The sequence below is a fragment of the Lichenibacterium ramalinae genome, assembly GCF_004137085.1.
Classification (GTDB): Bacteria; Pseudomonadota; Alphaproteobacteria; order Rhizobiales; family Beijerinckiaceae; genus Lichenihabitans; species Lichenihabitans ramalinae.
This window is the reverse complement of record NZ_QYBC01000002.1, coordinates 45,802-65,878: the sequence shown is the minus strand read 5'-3', so window position 1 is coordinate 65,878 and position 20,077 is coordinate 45,802. Positions and strand designations below refer to the sequence as shown.

At 73.0% G+C, this 20,077-nt stretch carries 22 protein-coding genes and 1 riboswitch; of the genes, 9 read left to right on the top strand and 13 right to left on the bottom strand.

Translation table 11 applies throughout. From position 1 onward, the window contains the following. The first annotated feature begins 137 nt into the window (after positions 1-137). The 3 genes from D3272_RS02570 to D3272_RS02560 all read left to right on the top strand — a co-directional run bounded on the left by D3272_RS02570 (position 138) and on the right by D3272_RS02560 (position 3,792). Positions 138-1,376 (top strand): putative DNA modification/repair radical SAM protein, encoded by a 1,239-nt coding sequence (locus D3272_RS02570; RefSeq protein WP_129217528.1) that lies wholly within the window; start codon positions 138-140, stop codon positions 1,374-1,376. After that, positions 1,376-2,890, top strand: coding sequence for a UdgX family uracil-DNA binding protein (locus D3272_RS02565; RefSeq protein WP_129217527.1), 1,515 nt, complete (start codon positions 1,376-1,378; stop codon positions 2,888-2,890). Before D3272_RS02570 ends, D3272_RS02565 begins: the two co-directional genes overlap by 1 nt. 173 nt (positions 2,891-3,063) lie before the next feature. Beyond that, complete coding sequence (locus D3272_RS02560; RefSeq protein WP_129217526.1) at positions 3,064-3,792, top strand: SDR family NAD(P)-dependent oxidoreductase; 729 nt, start codon at positions 3,064-3,066, stop codon at positions 3,790-3,792. A 100-nt stretch (positions 3,793-3,892) separates the two neighbouring features. Here the strand turns inward: D3272_RS02560 and D3272_RS02555 are convergent, their stop codons facing one another. The 3 genes from D3272_RS02555 to D3272_RS02545 form a co-directional block, all read right to left on the bottom strand. Beyond that, positions 3,893-4,261, bottom strand: coding sequence for an SPW repeat domain-containing protein (locus D3272_RS02555; protein WP_129217525.1), 369 nt, complete (start codon positions 4,259-4,261; stop codon positions 3,893-3,895). Between the two features lie 119 nt (positions 4,262-4,380). After that, positions 4,381-5,361: an ABC transporter substrate-binding protein gene (locus D3272_RS02550; RefSeq protein ID WP_129217524.1), complete on the bottom strand. Its 981-nt coding sequence runs from the start codon at positions 5,359-5,361 to the stop codon at positions 4,381-4,383. After that, positions 5,361-6,287, bottom strand: coding sequence for an ABC transporter permease (locus D3272_RS02545; protein WP_207210112.1), 927 nt, complete (start codon positions 6,285-6,287; stop codon positions 5,361-5,363). The genes D3272_RS02550 and D3272_RS02545 overlap by 1 nt, the downstream gene beginning before the upstream one ends. Beyond that, positions 6,277-6,391, bottom strand: a riboswitch (TPP riboswitch). Its footprint overlaps the gene before it by 11 nt. 149 nt (positions 6,392-6,540) lie before the next feature. Between D3272_RS02545 and D3272_RS02540 the strand changes: the two genes are divergently transcribed. Further along, a complete protein-coding gene (locus D3272_RS02540) occupies positions 6,541-8,154 on the top strand; it encodes a tetratricopeptide repeat protein (protein ID WP_207210111.1) in 1,614 nt (537 codons plus the stop codon). An 11-nt stretch (positions 8,155-8,165) separates the two neighbouring features. On the opposite strand, the gene D3272_RS02535 is transcribed toward D3272_RS02540, so the two are convergent. Next, on the bottom strand, positions 8,166-8,381 hold the full coding sequence (locus tag D3272_RS02535; RefSeq protein ID WP_129217522.1) for a hypothetical protein: 216 nt from the start codon (positions 8,379-8,381) through the stop codon (positions 8,166-8,168). Next, on the bottom strand, positions 8,381-8,596 hold the full coding sequence (locus tag D3272_RS02530; protein WP_129217521.1) for a hypothetical protein: 216 nt from the start codon (positions 8,594-8,596) through the stop codon (positions 8,381-8,383). Before D3272_RS02530 ends, D3272_RS02535 begins: the two co-directional genes overlap by 1 nt. 202 nt (positions 8,597-8,798) lie before the next feature. On the opposite strand from D3272_RS02530, the gene D3272_RS02525 reads away from it, so the two are divergent. Next, positions 8,799-9,776, top strand: a complete 978-nt coding sequence (locus tag D3272_RS02525) for a DUF808 domain-containing protein (RefSeq protein ID WP_129217520.1) — start codon at positions 8,799-8,801, stop codon at positions 9,774-9,776. A 23-nt stretch (positions 9,777-9,799) separates the two neighbouring features. Here D3272_RS02525 and D3272_RS02520 read toward each other — a convergent pair whose 3' ends face one another. From D3272_RS02520 to bla, 4 genes are all read right to left on the bottom strand, one after another. Continuing rightward, positions 9,800-10,324, bottom strand: coding sequence for a hypothetical protein (locus D3272_RS02520; protein ID WP_129217519.1), 525 nt, complete (start codon positions 10,322-10,324; stop codon positions 9,800-9,802). A gap of 114 nt (positions 10,325-10,438) precedes the next feature. Continuing rightward, a complete protein-coding gene (locus D3272_RS02515) occupies positions 10,439-11,074 on the bottom strand; it encodes a nicotinate-nucleotide adenylyltransferase (RefSeq protein ID WP_129217518.1) in 636 nt (211 codons plus the stop codon). Then, positions 11,071-12,357 carry a glutamate-5-semialdehyde dehydrogenase gene (locus tag D3272_RS02510; RefSeq protein ID WP_129217517.1) on the bottom strand — a complete coding sequence of 429 codons (1,287 nt, stop codon included), beginning with the start codon at positions 12,355-12,357 and terminating at the stop codon, positions 11,071-11,073. Before D3272_RS02510 ends, D3272_RS02515 begins: the two co-directional genes overlap by 4 nt. 76 nt (positions 12,358-12,433) lie before the next feature. Next, positions 12,434-13,324, bottom strand: coding sequence for a class A beta-lactamase (gene bla, locus D3272_RS02505; protein ID WP_129217516.1), 891 nt, complete (start codon positions 13,322-13,324; stop codon positions 12,434-12,436). Positions 13,325-13,495: 171 nt separating this feature from the next. Here bla and D3272_RS02500 point away from each other — a divergent pair, with 171 nt between their 5' ends. Next, positions 13,496-14,524 carry a cation diffusion facilitator family transporter gene (locus D3272_RS02500; RefSeq protein WP_245496344.1) on the top strand — a complete coding sequence of 343 codons (1,029 nt, stop codon included), beginning with the start codon at positions 13,496-13,498 and terminating at the stop codon, positions 14,522-14,524. A gap of 74 nt (positions 14,525-14,598) precedes the next feature. Continuing rightward, positions 14,599-15,420, top strand: coding sequence for an SDR family oxidoreductase (locus tag D3272_RS02495; protein ID WP_129217514.1), 822 nt, complete (start codon positions 14,599-14,601; stop codon positions 15,418-15,420). Here D3272_RS02495 and D3272_RS02490 read toward each other — a convergent pair. Beyond that, positions 15,387-16,094, bottom strand: coding sequence for a sulfate transporter family protein (locus D3272_RS02490; protein ID WP_129217880.1), 708 nt, complete (start codon positions 16,092-16,094; stop codon positions 15,387-15,389). The genes D3272_RS02495 and D3272_RS02490 overlap by 34 nt on opposite strands. Positions 16,095-16,187: 93 nt before the next feature. On the opposite strand from D3272_RS02490, the gene D3272_RS02485 reads away from it, so the two are divergent. Beyond that, a complete protein-coding gene (locus D3272_RS02485; protein WP_129217513.1) occupies positions 16,188-16,580 on the top strand; it encodes a response regulator in 393 nt (130 codons plus the stop codon). Positions 16,581-16,595: 15 nt separating this feature from the next. Here the strand turns inward: D3272_RS02485 and D3272_RS02480 are convergent, their stop codons facing one another. From D3272_RS02480 to D3272_RS02470, 3 genes are all read right to left on the bottom strand, one after another. Next, positions 16,596-17,774 (bottom strand): M20 aminoacylase family protein, encoded by a 1,179-nt coding sequence (locus D3272_RS02480; RefSeq protein WP_129217512.1) that lies wholly within the window; start codon positions 17,772-17,774, stop codon positions 16,596-16,598. 84 nt (positions 17,775-17,858) lie between these two features. Then, on the bottom strand, positions 17,859-18,227 hold the full coding sequence (locus D3272_RS02475) for a cupin domain-containing protein (protein ID WP_129217511.1): 369 nt from the start codon (positions 18,225-18,227) through the stop codon (positions 17,859-17,861). A 291-nt stretch (positions 18,228-18,518) separates the two neighbouring features. Then, positions 18,519-19,115: a LysE family translocator gene (locus D3272_RS02470; protein WP_129217510.1), complete on the bottom strand. Its 597-nt coding sequence runs from the start codon at positions 19,113-19,115 to the stop codon at positions 18,519-18,521. Between the two features lie 97 nt (positions 19,116-19,212). On the opposite strand from D3272_RS02470, the gene D3272_RS02465 reads away from it, so the two are divergent. Next, positions 19,213-20,076: a LysR family transcriptional regulator gene (locus tag D3272_RS02465; RefSeq protein ID WP_129217509.1), complete on the top strand. Its 864-nt coding sequence runs from the start codon at positions 19,213-19,215 to the stop codon at positions 20,074-20,076. The last annotated feature ends 1 nt before the right edge of the window (position 20,077 follow it).

The window sequence follows — 20,077 nt, the reverse complement described above, 5'->3', positions numbered from 1 at the left end:
GCCGCCGGCTGGGCAAACCGTCGCGCGCCGTTGAACCGCCGGCGCGGCGGCCCAAATCTCTGTGGGGCGTGGCCGCGACTCGCCACGCCGGCCCGCATGGGCTAGAAGAACATTCAGCGAACAGAGTTCCCCGGCCGATGGCGCGTCTCGACATCACGAAGAAGTTGGCCGTGCTGGCCGATGCCGCCAAATACGACGCGTCCTGCGCGTCCTCCGGCGCCAAGCCCCGCAAGGAGCCCGTGAAGGCGGGCGGCATCGGGTCCATCACCGGGGAAGGGATCTGCCACTCCTATGCGCCCGACGGCCGCTGCATCTCGCTGCTCAAGCTGCTGCTCACCAACCATTGCATCTATGATTGCCTGTATTGCGTGAACCGCGTCTCCTCGGACGTGCAGCGGGCGCGCTTCACGCCCGAGGAGGTCGTGCAGCTGACGCTGGATTTCTACCGTCGCAACTACATCGAGGGGCTGTTCCTGTCGTCGGGCATCATCAGATCCCCCGATTACACCATGGAACAGCTGGTGCGGGTGGCGCAGCTGCTGCGCGAGGAGCACGGCTTCCGCGGCTACATCCACCTCAAGACCATTCCGGACGCGGACCCGAACCTCATCGAGCAGGCGGGTCGCTTCGCCGACCGGCTGTCCATCAATGTCGAGCTGCCGAAGGCGAGTTCGCTCGAGAAGCTCGCGCCGCAGAAGCAGGCGTCCACCATCCGCAAGGCCATGGGCGGGCTGCGGCTGCGGCTGGACGAAGCCGAGGACGAGCGCCGCCGGTCCCGGCGTGCCCCCGCCTTCGCGCCGGCCGGCCAGAGCACCCAGATGATCGTCGGGGCCGACGGCGAGCGCGACTCGGACATCCTCGAATCCAGCGCCACCCTGTATTCCGGTTACAAGCTGAAGCGGGTCTATTATTCGGCCTACAGCCCCATCCCGGGGTCGAGCCAAGGGTTGCCGGCGCGCAAGCCCCCGCTGATGCGCGAGCACCGGCTCTATCAGGCCGATTGGCTGTACCGCTACTACGGCTTCGCCATGGACGAGGTGCTGGGCGCGACGGACGGTGGCATGCTGGACCTCGACCTCGACCCCAAGCTCGCCTGGGCCCTGCGCAACCGCCAGCGCTTCCCCATCGACGTGAACACGGCCCCGCGCGAGGAATTGTTGCGCGTGCCGGGCCTCGGCGTGCGCAGCGTCGACCGCATCATCGACATCCGCCGCCTGACGGACCTCCGCCTCGACGACATCGCCAAGCTGACGCGCTCGGCCAAGACGTTGCGGTCCTTCGTGACGGCGCTCGACTGGACGCCGGGGGCCAGCCTCGACGGCGCCCACCTCGCCGCCGCCGTGAAGCGCCCGGCCGAGCAGCTGAGCCTCTTCTGATGCGCGAGGTCGTGCTCCGCGCCCCGGACGATTACGAGGGCTGGCGCGATGCCGCCCGCGCCCTGGCCGAGGCGCGGGTGCCGCCCGAGGCGGTGGTGTGGCGCGCCGCCGCCGATGCCCCGGACCTGTTCGTCTCGGAGGCCGCGGCGGCGCCCTCCGACGGGCCGTCGCGCAGCCTGCGCGTGCCCCGCCGCTTCGCCGACCTCGCCCCGCTGGTCGCCTGCCACGGCGACCCGGAGCGCTTCGCCTTCCTGTACCGCATCCTGTGCCGGCTGCAGGACGAGCCGCGGCTCCTCGACATCACCACCGACGAGGACGTGTTCCGCATCGAGATGATGGCCAAGTCCGTGCGGCGCGACCGCCACAAGATGACGGCCTTCGTGCGGTTCCGCGAAGTGGCGGTCGAAGGCGCGCCGCCCGCCTACCTCGCCTGGTTCGAGCCCGAGCACCACATCCTGGCCCTGACCGCGCCTTTCTTCGTCGACCGTTTCCGGGCCATGCTGTGGACCATCGTGACGCCGGAGGCGCGCGCGTCCTGGGACGGCGCGGCCCTGCATTTCGGCCCGGGCGGCTCGCCCGACGAGGTGCCGGCCGAGGATGCGACGGAGGAGCACTGGCGCACCTATTACGTGAACATCTTCAATCCGGCACGGTTGAAGGTCGACGCGATGAAGCGCGAGATGCCGGTCAAGTATTGGAAGAACCTGCCCGAGGCTTCGCTCATCGCCCCGCTGATCCGTTCCGCCGTCAGTTCGGAAGCCCGCATGGTCGCCACGCCGCAAGTCACCGTCCCCAAGCGCGCCGCCGCCATCGTGGCCCGCACCGAAGAGGCCCGCGCGGCGCGCGACGCGCCGCCCCCGGCGGCGGTTTCCGGGGCGATGGGGGGCAACGGGCTCGACGCCCTGCGCCGCGAGGCCCTGGCCTGCACGCGCTGCGACCTGCACAAGTTCGCCACCCAGACGGTGTTCGGCGAGGGCCTGTCCACGGCCGACCTCGTCTTCGTCGGCGAGCAGCCGGGCGACAAGGAGGACCTCGCCGGCAAGCCCTTCATCGGCCCGGCCGGCGCGCTCTTCGACCGCGCCCTCGGCGAAGCCGGGATCGACCGCACGCGCGCCTACGTCACCAATGCCGTGAAGCACTTCAAGTTCGAGCCGCGCGGCAAGCGCCGCATCCACAAGAAGCCCGGCGTCGGCGAGATCAACGCCTGCCACCATTGGCTGGAGGAGGAACTGAAGATCCTCCGCCCGAAGCTCACCATCGCGCTCGGCGCCTCGGCCATCCGCTCGCTGACGGGCCAGAGCGCCTCGGTCCTGTCGTCGCGCGGCACGGTGCTGACCTCGGCCCTGGCCGGCCCGGTCTTCGTCACCGTGCACCCGTCGTTCCTGCTGCGTCTGCCCGACGAGGCCTCGCAGCGGACCGAATATGCGCGGTTCGTCGAAGACCTCCGCGCCGCCAAGGCACTGGCGGCCAATGCCGACGGCGGCGGCCTTCAGGCGACGGGGACGTTGCTGTAGGGGTGGAGGCCGACCCCGTCCCCGGTCCCGCACACCGCGATCGCCGGCACGGTCCCGATCGTCGCGCCGGGCTTCGGTGAGCATCCGAGCCGGACGATCCGCGCGCCACTGCCCTTGATTTCGCTCGGGTCGCCCGCAGGTTCCTGCCAAGCACACAGGGAAGGGCAGTCGTCTTGGCATCCATCATCATCTTCGGCGGCGCGGGCGCCATCGGCTCGGCCATCGCGCGGCGGCTGGCGGCGCGGGGCGATCGGCCCCATCTCGCCGGGCGCGACCGCGACAAGCTCGACGCCGTGGCGCGCGAGACCGGTGCCGGCGTCTCGGTCTGCGACGTCACCGACGGCGCCGCGGTCGCGGCGGCGGTGGCGGAGGCCGCCGGGAGCGACGGGTTGGCGGGCCTCGTCTACGCCGTGGGGACCATCAACCTGAAGCCGCTGGGGTCTTTGACCGAGGCGGATTTCGAGCGGGACTGGCGCGTCAACGCGCTCGGCGCCGCGCTGGCCCTGAAGGCGGCGACGCCACACCTCAAGGTCGTCGACGGCGCGTCGGTGGTCTTGTTCTCGACCGTGGCGGTGCGACAGGGCTTCGCCGCCCACGCTTCCGTGTCGATGGCGAAAGGCGCCGTCGAGGGGCTGACGCTGGCGCTGGCCGCCGAACTGGCGCCGAAGGTGCGGGTGAACTGCATCGCGCCCTCGCTGACCCGCACGCCGCTGGCAGAGGGGCTGACCCGCAACGAGGCCCTGGCCAAGGGCGTCGCCGAGGCCCATGCCCTCCGTCGCCTCGGCGAGGCCGACGACAGCGCCGGGCTCGCCGCCTTCCTGCTCGGGCCCGAAGCGGGCTGGATCACCGGCCAGGTCATGGGTGTCGACGGCGGGCGCTCGACGCTGCGCACCAAGGGGTGAAGCTCCCGTCGCCGAGGTGCCGGGGCAGGCCGGGAGTCGCGGGGTGCGGCGGCGACAGCGTCGCGGGCGGTGCGGCGGCGACCCTCGAGCCGGGCAGCCGTCACGCTTCGGTGCGTTGCTGCAGGGGCCGGACGAGCTGATAGGCGGCGTGGAAGGCCAGGAAGAGGCCGTCGCCGACGAAGTTCCAGAACGGGTTGAAGGCGGCGATGTGCAGCGCCCACGGCGCCGCGATCAGCCAGGCGCCGAGCAGGAGGTTCGCCCACTCCTTCCAGCGCGTCACCCTCACCACGGCCCAGAGCGACACGAGCGTGATGGCGATGCCCGAGACGCCGGACGCGACCGGGCCGGGCGGATGGCCGGAGAACTCCGGCAGGAAGGCCGACAGAATCATCCAGGCCCCCACCGTCACGTTCAGCCAGTCGGGCCAGGTATCCTTGAGCCAGGACCACCACGTCCGATGTCCCGCCATCACCGTCCCCAGCCGAAGTGCCCCGCCCGGTGCGGGTCCGCTCCGCCCAACGCCGCTGACGTCCGGAAGTGCCGGCCGGCGCGGCACGAAACCGCGCGATGCAAGCCGGCGAGCGTCTGCTACCTGCCGATGTAGCGCTCCAGCGGCTCGACGCGGTCGATCAGGCCCCGGTCCTTCATGAAGGTCGCGAAGGCGGCATAGCGGGCCGGGTCGGTCGCGGCGGGGTCGGCGGAGAGGCGCGGCACCGTGGCGCCCCAGGCGAGCTTGTTCAGCTGGTCGTCGAGCTTCGGGTAGGCCTTGACGAAACTCGCCCAGGCCTCGTCCGGATAGTCGAGGATGTAGAGCTGGGCCTGCCCGACGGCGTCGAGGAACGGCTTCACGAAGGGCGCGTGGCTCTTCTCGACCGTGGTGACGAAGATCGATTCGTCGTAGGGCGGCACGCCGTGCTCCTCCGGGAAGAACAGCTTGCCGGGGTGGCCGGCGAGCTGCATCTCGAAGAACTCGACGTTTCGGTAGGCGCCCACCACGGCGTCGACCTGGCCGCCGATCAGCGGCTGGGTGAGGGCGAAGTTGACGTTGACGAGCTTCACGTCGTCGAGCTTCAGCCCGGCGCTTTCCAGCATCGTGCCGAGCAGCGCCGTCTCGTAGCCCGCCACCGAATAGCCCACCGTCTTGCCCTTGAGGTCGGCGAGGCTTTTGATGGGCCCGTCCTTCAGCACCATCACGGTGTTGAGCGGCGTCTGGATCGAGGTGCCGATCCGCTGCAGCGGCAGGCCCGCCGCGACGTCGAGATAGAAGTTCGGCTGGTAGGTGAGGGCGATGTCGCCCTGGCCGGCCGCCACCAGCCGCGGCGGCATCGAGGGGTCGGCCGGCTCCACGAAGGAGACGTCGAGGCCGGCCCTGGCGAAGAAGCCCTTCTCCTTGGCGATGACGATGGCGGCGTGGACCGGGTTGACGAACCAGTCGAGCAGCAGCGTCACTTTCTGAGCGGCTGGGGCCGGGCCGGAGGCGACGGGGGGCGCCGCGGTCTCGGCGGCGCCCGCGGGCAGGAACGTGGCGAGGCCGAGCAGGAGGGCGCCGGCGAGGGCGGTCAGACGCATCAGGGGTCTCCGGGAGTGATGGCGAGCGTGTCGGGCGCCCAGAAGGCGAGGCGGCGCGTCAGCGCGCCGACCGCCGCCCAGAGGGCGAGCGAGAACACGACGAGGATGGCGAGGCCGGCGAAGACCGTGTCGGTCTGCATGCGGGCATTGGCGTGGAGCATCACGAGGCCGAGCCCCGACGATGACCCGACCCATTCGCCCACGACGGCGCCGAGCGGCGCCACCGCGGCGGCGACGCGCAGCCCCGCGCCGAGCGCCGGCAGGGCGGCGGGCAGGCGGATGAGCACCAGCGTGTCGCGCCGGCTGGCGCCGTTGAGCCGGGCGAGGTCGATCAGCCCCGGGTCGGTGCGGCGCAGCCCCTCGAAGAGGCTCGTCGAGACCGGGAAGAAGATGATGAGCCCCGCCATGGCGAGCTTGGAAGCGACGCCGAAGCCGAACCACACCACGAGCAGCGGCGCGATGGCGAAGACCGGCAGCGCCTGGGCCACGACCAGCAGCGGTCCCAGGGCACGCTCCAGCAGGCGGGATTGCGCCATGAGGAGCGCCACCGCCACTCCCGCCAGCGAGCCGAGCGCCAGGCCGCCGAGCATCTCGCCCCCCGTCACCAGGGCGTCGCGCCACAGCAGCGGCGCGTCCTTGACGAGCGTCACGGCGACGCGCGAGGGCGCCGGCAGGACGTAGGCGGGCGTGCCCAGAACCCGCACGGCGATCTCCCACGCGGCCAGCGCCGCCGTCCCGGCCCCGATGGCGGCCCAGGGCAGACGGCCGGCGTAGCGGAGGGCGGCGTGCTGGCGGACGTGATTCAGGGGGACGTGGTGCAGGCGGACGTTGTGCAGGCGGGAGGTGTGCGGAGCGTGACGCGGTCCGCCGTCGGGCACCTCGGCCCGGGCATCCGGCAAATGCGGCGCTGGGCCCGCCTGATCCATGGTCGTTCCCTCCGCCGGCATGATCCGGTTCAGGTTCAACGGGTTGCTCCCGCTCCGCGGCAGCTCTCAGCCCGGGTCGATTCCGGGCACCCCGACGATTGTCGGGACGGACCTTAAGGCCAAGCCCCGCCCCGGATCAAGGGTTGAGTGCCGTTCAACTCCCGCAAGGCCGGGGTAAGTCCCCCGGCCGAGTGTCCTGCCGTCGACGGGCCGCCTGGGGCTGTCCCTCGGCGGGGGGCGATGCACGATGAGCTTGGCATTCACGAGACAGTCGCCCGAGGTCCGCCCCGGCGCCGGGTCGCCGACGCCCGCCCCGAACTGTCCGCCGCCGGGCGTCTTCGCCGATGCGATCCCGTCGGCACCCCCCGCCACCCGGCCCATCGACCTGCCGCAGGCCGGCAAGGTGGCGCTGCTCCGCGCGGAGCTGCGCCGGTCCTCGCCGACCTTCGCCGCCCTGGAGGCGGCCGATCCCGAGCCGTGCCGCGCGCTGCGCCGCTTCGGCCTGCTCGAATGGGAGGCCGGGCGGCTCGCCGGGGCCGTCGAGGCCTTCACGGCGGCCCTGTCGCTGTCGCCGGGCGACGCCGACCTGTGGCGCGACCTCGCCTTCGCGTTCCAGGCTGTCGGCCAGGCCGGCGCGGCCCTGACGGCCATCCGGCGGGCCCTGGGTCTCGCGCCCGACGAGGCCCGGTCCTGGCTGATGTGCGCCAACCTCCTCGTGCAGGGCGACGACCACGCCGGCGCCGAAGCCGCCTTCCGCCAGGCGATCCTGCGCGACCCGGCGCTTTCCGACGCCCACTTCGCCCTCGGCCTGATGCTGTTCGAGCGCCGCCGCTACGCCGAAGCGGCGCGGCACCTCGCGGACGCGCTGGCCCTGGTTCCCGACCACGCCATGGCGGCGCTGTGCCTCGGCCAGGCGCGCTACCTCGGCGGCAATTTCGCCGGGGCGGCCGAGGCCTTCGCGGTGTGCGGCGCCCTCATGCCGCTGCCCGACACGGCCCGGCGCAACCTCGCCCGCGCCCGCGCCTTCACCGCCCTTCTGTCGGGCGACGTCGATGCGGCGCTCGCCGCCCATGCCGCCATCGCCGGCGCGGACGGTGAGGAGGACGATTCGCTGCTCTACGCCGCCTTCTCCATGCTCAGCGCCTATGGCCACACCGAGGCCGCCATCGCGGTCGGCCGCTATCGCCTGGCGCGCCAGCCGGGCGACCCCGTCCAGGCCTACCTGCTCGACGCCCTCTGCGGGTGCCCGCTGACGGCGGCGCCGGTCAGCTACCTCGAAAGCCATTTCGACGCCTTCGCGCCGACCTTCGACGAGAAGCTCGTCGGCCTGCTGCTCTACCGGGTGCCCCAGCAGCTCGCCGCCCTGGCGGCCCGCCACCGGCACCACTGCGCGGACGTCCTGGACCTCGGCTGCGGCACGGGTCTCGGCGCCGCGCCGCTGAGCGCCCTGGCGGGGCGGCTGACCGGCGTCGACGTCGCGGACGGCATGCTGGCCGAGGCGGCCAAGCGCGGCCTCTACGCCGATCTCGTCAAGGCCGAGGCCGTGGACTTCCTGCGCGGCGCCCCGCAGCGCTACGACCTGCTCTTTGCGGCCGACCTGCTCACCTACTTCGGCGACCTCGCCCCGCTCTTCGCCGCCGCCAAGGCGGCTCTGCGCCCGGGCGGGCTCTTCTGCCTCAGCATCGAGACGGTTGAGGGCCGGAACTACGCCCTGCTGCCGTCGGGGCGCTTCGCCCACGCGCCGGCCCATGTCGTGGCCCTGGCGGCGCGGGACTTCGCGACGCTCGAGGACCTGGCCCAGGACCTGCGCCTCGAAGGGCAGGCGCCGGTGCCCGGGCGGCTCCTCGTGTTCGAACGGCGCCGCTGAGGCGCGGCCCGTCAGGTCCCGCCCGGCACGCCGGGCGAGGCCGGGGCGCCGGGAGTCCCGGGACCGGGGGGCGTCGGACCCGGACCGGTCGGGATGCCGATGCCGGGGTCGATCACGTCGGGGCCGGGCTGCGGCACGTCGACCGGCGTGTCGGACGGCACTTCGACGGGGTTGGGGGGCGCGCCGGGCGCGGGGTCCGGGCGTAGGGCGGGCGAGGTGCCGGGCATCAGGCCGGCTCGGCGTCGTCGTCGAGCGCCGGCTCGAACTCGGCCGCCGGCACGCCGGCCTCGAGCGGTCCGTTGTCGCCGAACGTGACCACCAGGGTTTCCACCCCGTCCATCGTGGCGACATCGATCACCTGGCCGATCTGGTCGGCCATGGGGCCCAGCGTGTCGCGGTGCCGGGCGTCGGGCCGGAAGCGCACCTTGTCGCCGATCTTCATGCGGGTTCTCCCATGGGCGGAGGCACGATGGCCCCCATCGAGGTTTCGGGCCCGGCCTCGCCGACCCCGTCGAGGCCGGGCACGGAGGGGATGTCGGCCGCTCGCCGTGCCCTTTCCAACCGCGGAGCCGGACGGACGTTCCGGACGTTGACGTGCCGGGGGACGGACGATCGGGTCCGGTCTCCGGGAGACGCGATCCGCCATGCCGTCCGGTTTCTTCGCCCTGCTCGACGACGTGGCCGGCATCGCCAGGCTCGCCGCGGCCTCGCTCGACGACGTCGCCGGGACGGCCGGGCGCGTGGGGCTCAAGGCCGCCGGCGTGGTGGTGGACGACACGGCGGTGACGCCGCGCTACGTGGCTGGCCTGGCGCCGGAGCGCGAACTGCCCATCATCGGCCGCATCGGCCTCGGCTCTCTGCGCAACAAGCTGCTGTTCCTGCTGCCGGCCGCGCTGCTGCTCAATGCCGTCGCGCCCTGGGCCGTGACGCCGCTGCTGATGCTGGGCGGCGTCTACCTGTGTTTCGAGGGCGTCGAGAAGGTCGTCGAGGTGGTCCTCGGCCACGACGGTCATGCGGCGGCCGATGCCGAGCCGACGGCGTCGCTCCCGCATGCGGGTTCGAGCGGGTCCGCCGAGAATGCAGGCGCGCTGGAGGACGGCAAGGTGAAGGGCGCGATCCGCACCGACCTGATCCTGTCGGCCGAGATCATGGCGATCTCGCTGGCCGAGGTCGCCGACCGGCCCGTGCTGGTCGAGGCCGTGGTGCTGGCCCTCGTCGGCACCGCCATCACGGTGGGGGTCTACGGCGTCGTGGCGCTGGTCGTGAAGGTGGACGACATCGGACTCCACCTGTCCCGCCGGGGCGCCGCGCCGGTGCGGGCCCTCGGCCGCGGCCTCGTGCGGGCCATGCCGCCGGTCATGACGACGCTGTCGGTGGTCGGCACCGCCGCCATGATCTGGGTCGGCGGCGGCATCCTGCTGCATGGGCTCGAGGCCTTCGACGTCGCGGCGCCCGCCCATGCGCTCGACGACGCCGCCGAGGCGTTCGCCGGGCGGGTGCCGGCGCGGCTCGCCGCGGGGGCGGAATGGGTGGTGGGCGCCGCCGGGGCCGGGGTGGTCGGCCTGGCGGTCGGCGGACTCGCCGTGGCGACGACGATGGGCGCGAGACGGCTGCGGGGCTGAGGCCCGGCGGCCAGGGCCGTGCGTCAGGCCGCCTTGCGCAGCAGGCCGGACAGCCGCTCGATCCACGGGGTCGGCCGCTGGGTCAGCAGGGCCACGAGCCGGTCCCGCTCGACCCGGACCTCGCAGAGATGGGCCCGCTCGGCCGCCACCAGCGCCGTCAGCACGTCGGCCTGGCCGGCCTGAACGCGCAAGGCTTCGGCGGCGATCCGCGCATCGCGGGCCTCGTTGCGGGCCTCCTCGGCCACGCGCCGCGATTCGGCGAGGTCGTCCGTCAGCTCCCCGATGCGGCGCTCGAGATAGCCGATCAGCGCGCGGGCGTCGCGCCCGGCCTCGGGGAGGATATCGGCCTCGTCGTCGGTCCCCTCCGCCCGCGGCTCGTGCGACCGCTCCAGCCGCTCCTCCGGCACGGCCACCAGGGCGCGACCGTCGTTGCCGGGGCGCCGCGGCCACTTGTGGCGCGTCGCCAGGCGCCGCGCGCTGTCGGGGGTGATGTTCAGCGCCTCCGCCATGTCGTCGTAGGTCAGCCAACGCGTCGCGCCGTCCATCATCGTCCGTTTCCCATCGTCGGGGGCCGCGGGGGGTGACGCCGGTCGGGGCCGCGGGACGCATGACGGTGGGACGGGACTGGTTGACGGAAGCTTAACGCGGCGTCGGAAATTCGGTCACAGGAGGCCCCGGCCCGCATCGCGCAACGCCGTCGACGAGGCCGACGAGCGCGGACCGTGCAGGTAGACGAAGGCCGGCGGGTGCCGGTCGGCGAGGAGCTGCGCTTCCGTTTCGCGCAGCCGCCCCGGCGCCAGCACGGCGGCGGCGCGCCCGTTGAGCGACCGCAGCGTGCTGCCCGGCCGGTCCACCACGGCGATCGGCACGAGGTCGACGAGGTCGCGCCACCGCCGCCAGCGCGGCAGCTGCATCAGGTTGTCGGCCCCCATGATCCACACGAACCGCACGCCCGGGCAGCGTCGCTGCAGGTAGCGGACCGTGTCCACCGTGTAGCGCATGCCGATGCCGGCCTCGAGGCCCGTCACGGCGATATCGGGATGGTCTGCCACGGCGCGGGCCGCCGCGATGCGGGTGTCGAGGTCCGCCAGGCCGTCGTGCCGCTTCAGCGGGTTGCCGGGCGTCACCACCCACCAGACGCGGTCGAGCGCGAGGCGGCGAAGCGCCGTCGTGCTGACGAGGCGGTGGCCGTCGTGCGGTGGGTTGAAGCTGCCGCCGAAGAGGCCGACGCGCAGGCCCGGCGCCCAGGCTGGAAGGTTGCGACCGCCCGGGGACCGCGGCCCCGCGGCTGGACTCACGGCCGGGTCTGCCCCTCGCCGCGCACCCGGTACTTGAAGGAGCAGAGCTGTTCGAGGCCGACGGGACCGCGGGCGTGCATGCGGCCCGTGGCGATGCCGATCTCGCCGCCGAAGCCGAACTCGCCGCCGTCGGCGAATTGCGTCGATGCATTGTGCACCACGATGGCGGAATCGACCTCGGCCATGAAGGTGGCGGCGGCGGCGAGGTCCGCCGTCACGATGCCGTCGGTGTGGTGCGAGCCGTAGGTCTCGATGTGGTCGACGGCGGCATCGAGGTCCGGCACGACCCGGGCCGAGATGATGCCGTCGAGGTATTCGGTGCGCCAGTCCGCCTCCTCGGCGGGCGTCACCCGGGGGTCGGCCTTCAGGGTGGCGGCGTCGCCCCGCACCGCGCAGCCGCGGTCGAGCAGGGCCTTGACGAGCCGGGGCAGCAGCGTTTCGGCATGGCTGGCGTGGACCAGCAGCGTTTCAACGGCGCCGCAGACGCCGGTGCGGCGCAGCTTGGAGTTCACCAGGACCTGTTCGGCCATGTCGGGATCGGCGGCGGCGTCGACGTAGAGGTGCACGAGCCCCTCGAGGTGGGCGAAGACCGGGACCCGTGCCTCGGCCTGCACGCGCGCCACCAGCGCCTTGCCGCCGCGCGGCACCAGCACGTCGAGGTTGCCGTCGAGCCCCTTCAGCATCTCGCCCACGGCGTCGCGGTGGCGCGTCGGCACGAGCGAGATGGCGGCGGCCGGCAGGCCGGCGGCTTCGAGGCCCCGCACCAGGCAGGCGTGCAGGGCGCGCGTCGAGTGGAAGCTTTCCGAGCCGCCGCGCAGCACGGAGGCGTTGCCGCTCTTCAGGCACAGCGCGCCGGCGTCGGCCGTGACGTTGGGGCGGCTCTCGTAGATCACGCCGACGACGCCGAGGGGCGTCGAGACCCGTTCGATGACGAGGCCGTTCGGGCGGTCGAACCGCGCCAGCACGCGGCCCACGGGGCAGGGCAGTTCCGCGATCTCCTCCAGGCTGCGCGCCACGGCCTTGATGCGGTCGGGGTCGAGCGTCAACCGGTCGCGCGTGGCGGACGTCAGGTCGCGCGCCTCGGCGATGTCGCGGGCGTTGGCGTCGAGGATCGCCGAAGCGTCGCGACGCACGGCATCGGCGGCCGCCACGAGGGCCCGGTTCACGGTCCCGGCCGCGGCGGCGCTGAGGATGCGCTGGGCGCGCCGTGCCGCCCGGCCGATCTCGCGCATGGCGGCGGCCACGTCCTCCGCCCCGCCCTCGATCACCTGCAGCCGTTCCATGACGTTTCCCCCGCGCGGGGCTCAATGACGGATGGCGGCACGCTTGTCCACCGGAGCGGACCGGCGCGGACGCCGCTCAGGCCGGCAGGGCCGACACGGCCGTGCCGACCGCCTTCAGCACGGCCTCGCGTTCGGCGTCGGCGAGCTTCGGCGCGTCGCAATAGGCCGCCACCACGATCGGCGCCCGCCCCGGCGGGCGCAGCAGCGCGACATCGCCGGCGTTGGGGCCGGCCGTGCCGGTCTTGTCGCCGACCGTCCAGCCCGCCGGCACCCCGGCGCGGATGCGCGCCCGCCCCGTTTCGCAGGCCACCATCCAGCCCTCGAGCAGGCTGCGCGACGCCGGCGCCAGGGCTTCGCCGAGCAGCACGGCGCGCAGCGTCCCCGCAAAGGCCCGCGGGGTCGTGGTGTCGAGGGGCCCGTCGGTGCGGTTCAGCGTCGGCTCGGTGCGGTCGAACCGTGTGACGCCGTCCCCCAGCCCGCGCACGAAGCGCGTGACGGCGTCCGGCCCGCCGAGGCTCGCCAGGACCAGGTTGGCGGCGCCGTTGTCGCTGTGCACCATCGCGGCGCGGCACAGGGCCTCGACGTCCATGCCGCCCTCGGCGAGATGGGCCTTGGTGTCGGGCGCGTAGCCGACGGCGACATCGGCGGCCCCGTAGGCGACGCGCCGGTCCCGCCGTTCGGTGCCGGCGTCGACCCGGGCCAGCAGGGCCGCCACGGAGGCGAACTTGGTGGTCGAGCACATGAGGAAGCGCTCGTCGGCACGGTGGGCCAGGCTGCGTCCCGTGCCGGTGTCGAGCGCGAAGACGCCGAGCCGGCCGCCGTGACGGGCTTCGAGCGCCGCCAGCGCATCCTCGGCCGCGGCCGCGGCCGCCGGGCGCGTGACGGCGACGGCGAGAAGGCCGGCGATCACGGCGCGGCGGTCGAGGGTCCGGAGCGGGCCCGCCCCTGTGGAAGCGTCGTTCGGCATGTCGAAGGTCCTCCCGGGTCACGGATCCCGACATAGCGCTTTTCCCCGCCCGCCTCACCCCGGCGGGCGATGTTTCGCGCGGCCGGGGGCGGCCCTCGCGGGTGCGAGGGATCCGTTCCGGCGCGAAGCCTGATAAGGGAGGGGACCCGCCGCGACAGGAGATCCAGAACGGTGCAGCCCCAAGCGGATCGCCAAGCCGACCACGACCACGATCACCACGGCCACGACCACGATCACCACGACCACGATCACCACGGCCACGATCACGCCTCCCACGGTCACGCCCATCATGGGCATGGGCACGGTCACGGCCACGTGCATGCGCCGGCCTCCTTCGGCCGTGCCTTCCTGCTCGGCATTGCGCTCAACGCCGCCTTCGTCGTGGCGGAGGTGGTGTTCGGCCTCGCCTCCCATTCGGTGGCGCTCCTGGCCGATGCCGGCCACAACCTGTCGGACGTGCTCGGCCTCATCGTGGCGGGCGGCGCCCATGCGCTGACGCGGCGGGCGCCGAGCCGGCGCTTCACCTACGGCTTCGGCTCCTCGTCGATCCTGGCGGCGCTGTTCAACGCCGTCTTCCTGCTGGTCGTCATCGGCGGCCTGTCCTGGGAAGCGCTCACGCGCTTCGCCCATCCCGAGCCCGTCGCGGCCTGGACCGTGATGGGCGTGGCGGCCGCCGGCATCGTGGTGAACGGCGCCTGCGCCTGGCTCTTCGCCGCCGGCAGCAAGGGCGACCTCAACATGCGCGGCGCCTTCACCCACATGCTGGCCGACGCCCTGGTCTCGGTGGGCGTCGTGCTGGCGGGCCTGCTGATCCTCGTCACGGGCTGGCTGTGGCTCGACCCCGCCGTGAGCCTCGCCGTCAACGCCGTCATCGTCTACGGCACCTGGAGCCTGCTGGGCGACAGCACCAGGATGGCGATGGGCGCGGTGCCGCCCGGCATCGAGCCCGAGGCGGTGCGCCGCTACCTCGCGGGTCGGCCTGGCGTCGCGGCGCTGCACGACCTCCACATCTGGCCGATCTCCACCACCGACACGGCCCTCACCGTCCACCTCGTGATGCCGGGCGGCCATCCGGGCGACAGGGCCCTGATGGACTGCTGTTCGGGCTTGCGCGAGCGCTTCGGCATCGGCCATGCCACGCTGCAGGTCGAGGTCGACGAGACCACCGCCTGCGCGCTGGCGCCCGACCACGTGGTCTAGCGCGTGACGCTGTCGTCGATCCACGCCAGGTCTGGAATGCGAGCCTGTCGACAGGCTTCGATCGGGAGAACATCATGACGAGGAACGCCCATCGCCTGGAGAACCGGGTCGCGTTGGTGACGGGCGGCTCGCGGGGCATCGGCCGCGCCGTGGCGGAGCTGTTCGCCCGCGAAGGCGCCACCGTGCTGGTGAACCACCTCCGGGATGCCGAGGGCGCCGCCGCCACCGTCGCGGCGCTCCATGCCGCGACCGCCGCCGAAGGCCATCCCGCCCGCGCCCACAAGGCGATCGAGGCCGACGTCGCCGACCCCGCCGCCGTGGCCCGCATGTTCGCCGCGGTCGCGGCGCGCGGCGCCGGGCTCCACATCCTCGTCAACAATGCCGGCATGCAGGTCGAGACGCCCGGGGACAGCTTCGACGAGGCCGCCTTCCTGCGCGTCGTCGGCGTCGACCTCATCGGCCCGGCCCTGTGTTCCCGGGCCGCGCTGACGATGTTCCTCGGCCAGGACGGCCCGAAGGGCACCATCATCAACACGACCAGCGTGCACGAGATCGTGCCGAAGCCGGGCTACGCCGCCTATTCGGTGGCGAAAGGGGGCCTCGGCAACCTCACCCGGACGCTGGCGCTCGAGTTCGCGGCGCGCGGCATCCGGGTCAACGCGGTCGGCCCCGGCGCCGTCGCCACCGACATGAACGCCGCCTGGACCGGCGACGCCGCGGCCCGTGCCGCCGTCGAGGCCCACATTCCCATGGGCCGCGCCGCCGAGGCCGAGGAGATCGCCACCCTCTTCGCCTTCCTGGCATCGGACGAGGCCCGCTACGTGACGGGCCAGACGCTCTATGCCTGCGGCGGCCTCACCCTCTACGGCGACTTCGCCGTCAACTGGGCCTCGTAGCGGCGGCCGCCCGCCGCCGCCCCGGGCAGGCGCTTGAACACCCGCACCATGAAGGCGGCGCCGAACAGCGGCGTGATGAGGTTCAGCACCGGCACCGAGACCATGGCGGCCAGGACGAGGCCGGCGAGGAAGATGCGCCCGGCGTGGCGTCGGCGGAGCGCCTCGGCTTCCGCCGGCGGCAGGTGGCGCAGCGCCACGAATTCATAGTATTGGCGCCCGAGCAGGTAGGCATTGGCGCCGATGAACGCCACCGCGTTGACGCCCGGCACCAGCAGCAGCAGGAGGGCCAGCAGCGTGACGGCCAGCTGCAGGGCGCCGAACCGCACCGACAGCACCAGGGCGGGGACGATGCGCAGCGGGCGGCCGGGCGGCGCCGTGGGATCGAGGTCCCGCTCGACGAGTTCGGCGAGGTCGTCGATGAAGAAGCCCGCCACCACCGACGACACCGGCGCGACCAGGAACACCGATCCCACCAGCAGCCCGAGCCCGGCCAGGATCGACAGCAGCGTCGACAGCCAGGGATAGGGCAGGGTGACGAGCAGCAGCAGCCCGTGGTCGAGCAGCGCCACGGCGCCGACCAGGATGAGCAGCGTCAGGCCCAACACCTTGGCGAGGGCCGCGCGGAACGGCGGGCTCAGGATCTCGCGGAACGCCGCGAGCGCGTCGGCCAGCATCAGCAAGGGCACCTCTTCACCAGTGATAAAGCATGGTTGATCGAACGCATCAAATTGAGCGGAACTTGCGGAAGTCCCTGCCGTTCGAAGACCATGGCACAGATTCACAACTCCTGGTCCGGACGGACCGTCGTGATCGTCGAGGACGAGTTCCTCGTGCGGGATCTCGCGGTGTGTGAACTCGAGGAGAACGGCTTCATCGTAGTGGAGTTCGACTCGGCCGATGCGGCTCTACCCTACCTGCGCGAGCACGGCGGCGAGGCCGCCCTCGTCCTGACCGACGTGCAGATGCCGGGCGACATCAACGGGCTCGACCTCGTCGCCATCCTGGCGCATCTGTGGCCGGGCGTTCCCGTGCTCATCACCTCCGGCGGCCCGCTGGTCGACCCGCGCAAGCTTCCGCCCTGCGCGGCCTTCCTCAGCAAGCCGTGGCGGCCGGAGGACATGGTGGAGCGCGTCGCCGGGATGCTGGCCCGGGTGCACTGACGCGCCCCGGCCCGGTCAGGCCGCCCGAGCCCCTTCCACCAGCGCCACCCAGTAGCGGATCCCGTGCGGGATGGCGGCATCGTTGAAGTCGTAGCCCGGGTGATGAAGCCCCGCGCTGTCGCCGTTGCCGATGAACACGAAGGCTCCGGGCCTGGCTTCCAGCATGTAGGAGAAGTCCTCCGCCCCCATGATGGGGGCGATCGTCGCGTCGACACCGTCGGCCCCCGCCACCGCGACGGCCGCCCGCTCGGCGAGCCTGGCCCTGGCGGGATCGTTGCGCGTCACCGGGTAGCCCCGGTTGTAGCGCAGGGTGGCGCGGGCGCCGTGCGCGGCCGCCACGCTTTCGGCGATGGCCTTCAGCCGCGCCTCGGCGAGGTCGCGCATCTCGGCCGTGAGCGTGCGGGTCGTGCCGGCGAGCTTGGCGGTCTGCGGGATGGCGTTCTGCGCCGAGCCGGCCTGGAACACCGTGACGGACACCACGCAGGCCTCCAGAGGGTCGACGCTGCGCGCCACGATGCTCTGGGCCAGGGTGACGATGTGGGCGCCCACCAGCACGGGATCCACGGTGAGGTGGGGCTGGGCGGCGTGGCCGCCCCGGCCCTCGACCTCGATCTCGAACCGGTCGGCTGCCGCCATGATGGGCCCGGGACGCAGCGCGAAGCGGCCCACGGGAAGGCCCGGCAGGTTGTGCATGCCGTAGACCTCGTCGATGCCGAAGCGGGTCATCAGCCCGTCCTGGATCATGGCGCGTGCGCCGGCGCCACCCTCCTCGGCGGGCTGGAACACGCATACGGCCGTGCCGTCGAAGTCCCGCGTCTCGCAGAGCCGCCGCGCGGCCCCGAGCAGCATGGCGGTGTGGCCGTCGTGGCCGCAGGCGTGCATCTTGCCCGGCACCTGTGAGGCGTAGGGCAGGTTGGTCTGCTCGGCGATCGGCAGCGCGTCCATGTCGGCCCGCAGGCCGATGGTTCGCTTCGCCCCGCCCTTGCCCTTGCCCTGGATCACCCCCACCACCCCCGTCCGCCCGAGGCCGGTCACGACCTCGTCGCAGCCGAAGGCGCGCAGCTTCTCGGCCACCAGGCCGGCCGTGCGCTGCACGTCGTAGAGCGTTTCGGGGTTGCGGTGGATGTCGCGGCGCCAGGCCGTCGCGTCGGCGGCGAGGCCGGCATCGAGGCCGATGCTGTCGGGGTCGGTCATGGAGATCCTCGGGTCCGGTGGTGCCGCACCAGACCCGAAGGGCCCACGGGCGTCAACGCGGCGCGTGGTGCCCCGCCCGCGCGATCAGGCGAGCTGCTCGTCGATCGAGCGGGTTCTCGCGGTCGGGATGCCGCCCGTGTGGAGCGTCGTCACGGTTTCGACGAGCATGATCCAGCATTCCTCGTCGGCGACCGGGTTGTGCATGGTGCCGCGCGGCACGATGCACACCTGTCCGGGCCCGATCACGGCCTCGCTGCCGCCCTCGAACTGGATCCGCAGCCGACCCCGTATCACCTGGAACAACTCGTCCTCGGCCTCGTGCCGGTGCCAAACGAGTTGGCCGAGCAGCTTGGCGACCTTGACGTATTGGTCGTTCACCCGCCCCACCACCTTGGGCGACCAGTGATCGGTGAGGGCCTCGCAGGCGGCTTCGAGGTCGAGCGTCGGGATCATCGGGCAGCTTCCGCAGGGTTAGAGTGCACGATGCACCATGGAGGCCGCCACCCCGCAGGGGCCGGGCCCTGTTCGGCGCTCGCAGCGTCGGCCGGCGCGAGCGTGGATCGGCCACTCTCTTCGCATATCGCCTGCCCGGGCTCCGAGAACGGCCCCAGCGGAGCCACCGTCCAGGCTGCGTGACAACTCCCAAAGCGCTTTCGCCGTCGGCGAAGACGTTCCAGCTCCGGATCGAGAGCCGTCGCATCGGCTCCGAGCCGCCAAGGCGCCTCCGACAAAGCCGATACTGCCTCAAAGCCAGATCGGCAGCACCGACAGGGCCAGGAGGCTTCCCAGGGCCGCGTTGAGGATCCGCCATTGGGCCGTGGTCCGCAAGCTTCGGCCGAGGACGAGCCCCGCGCAGCACCAGAGCGACAGGGACAGCGCCGCCGAGACGCCGAAGGCGGCGCCGAGCAGCAGGCCGAGGCGCGCCGGCCCCTCCGCCAGACCCGCGAAGGAGGCCGCCGCCCCCATCGTCATGGCCCAGCCCTTGGGATTGTGCCACAGCATCCAGAGGCCGTCGACGAAGCTCTGCGGGCGCGCGCCGCCGCCCGGTCCGCGTGGGGCGCTGCGCCGCCCGACCTGCCAGGCGAGCCACAGGAGGTAGGCCGTGCCGCTCGCCTTCAAGGCGACCTGCAGGGCGGGGGCGGCGAGCAGCAGCCCGGCGAGGCCCGCCGCCGCCGCAGCCGCCATCGAGGCCAGGCCCATGGCAATGCCGGCGATGAGCGGGAGCGAGCGACGCAGGCCGAAGTTCGCGCCAGACGCCGTCGCCAGCGTGGTGGCGCCGCCGGGACTGAGCGTCGCGACGAGGACGAAGCCCATCAGGGCGAGCAGGGGCGGGACAGTCATGGCGGCACCTCGCTGGGGGAGCTTCGAGCTAAACCCCGCGGTTCCGCCTGCAAAACTAATGTTGGTGATGAGGTCCATCAGGGTTCATGATAGAGCGATGACCCGCAACCTCGATATAGCCCTGCTCCGCGCCTTCGCCACCGCGGCCGACCGGGGGAGCATGACGGCGGCGGCCGAGACCCTGCACCTCACCCAGGGCGCCGTCAGCCAGCAGATCGCCCGGCTCGAGGCCCTGGCCGGGCGAGCCCTGCTCGACCGCGCCCGAAGCGGCCTCCGGCCGACGCCCGCCGGCGAACGCCTCCTCGCGCAGGCGCGCCGGCTCGTCGCCCTCAACGATTCCGTCTGGGCCGACCTCGGCGGCAGCGCTGCCGAGGGTACCGTGCGGCTCGGCGTGCCGCACGACCTCGCCGGGGCCCGCCTGGCACCGGTCCTCAAGGCCCATGCGGCGGCCTGGCCGCGCATCGACCTCTCGCTGCATTGTGGGGCCTCCCCGGACCTGGCGACGGCGATCGACGCCGGTCGGCTCGACCTCGCGCTCGTCGAGTCGCCGTGGGACGGCGAACCCGGCGAGTGCCTGGCGATCGATCGTCTGGTCTGGACCGGGGCCCGTGGCGGACAGGCGCACGAGCGCCGGCCGCTGCCGGTCTCGCTCGTCGCGGAGACCTGCGCGTTCCGGCCCGCCGTCCTGGCGGCACTCGAAGCGGACGGCCGGCCCTGGCGGACGCAGTTCGAGGGCGGCAGCCTCGATGCGACCGCCGCCATGGTCCGGGCCGACCTCGCGGTCTCGGCCTGGCTGGCGTCGGCCATCCCGCCGGGGCTCGACGTGCTGCCTCCGGCGGCGGGCCTGCCTGAGCTTCCCGCCTTCGCCATCTCGTTGCTGGGCGGGGCAGGGCCTGCCCCGCCCGCCGTCGCCGGGCTCGCCGACCTTTTGCGCGATGCCTTCGCCCGCCCGGCCGGGTGAT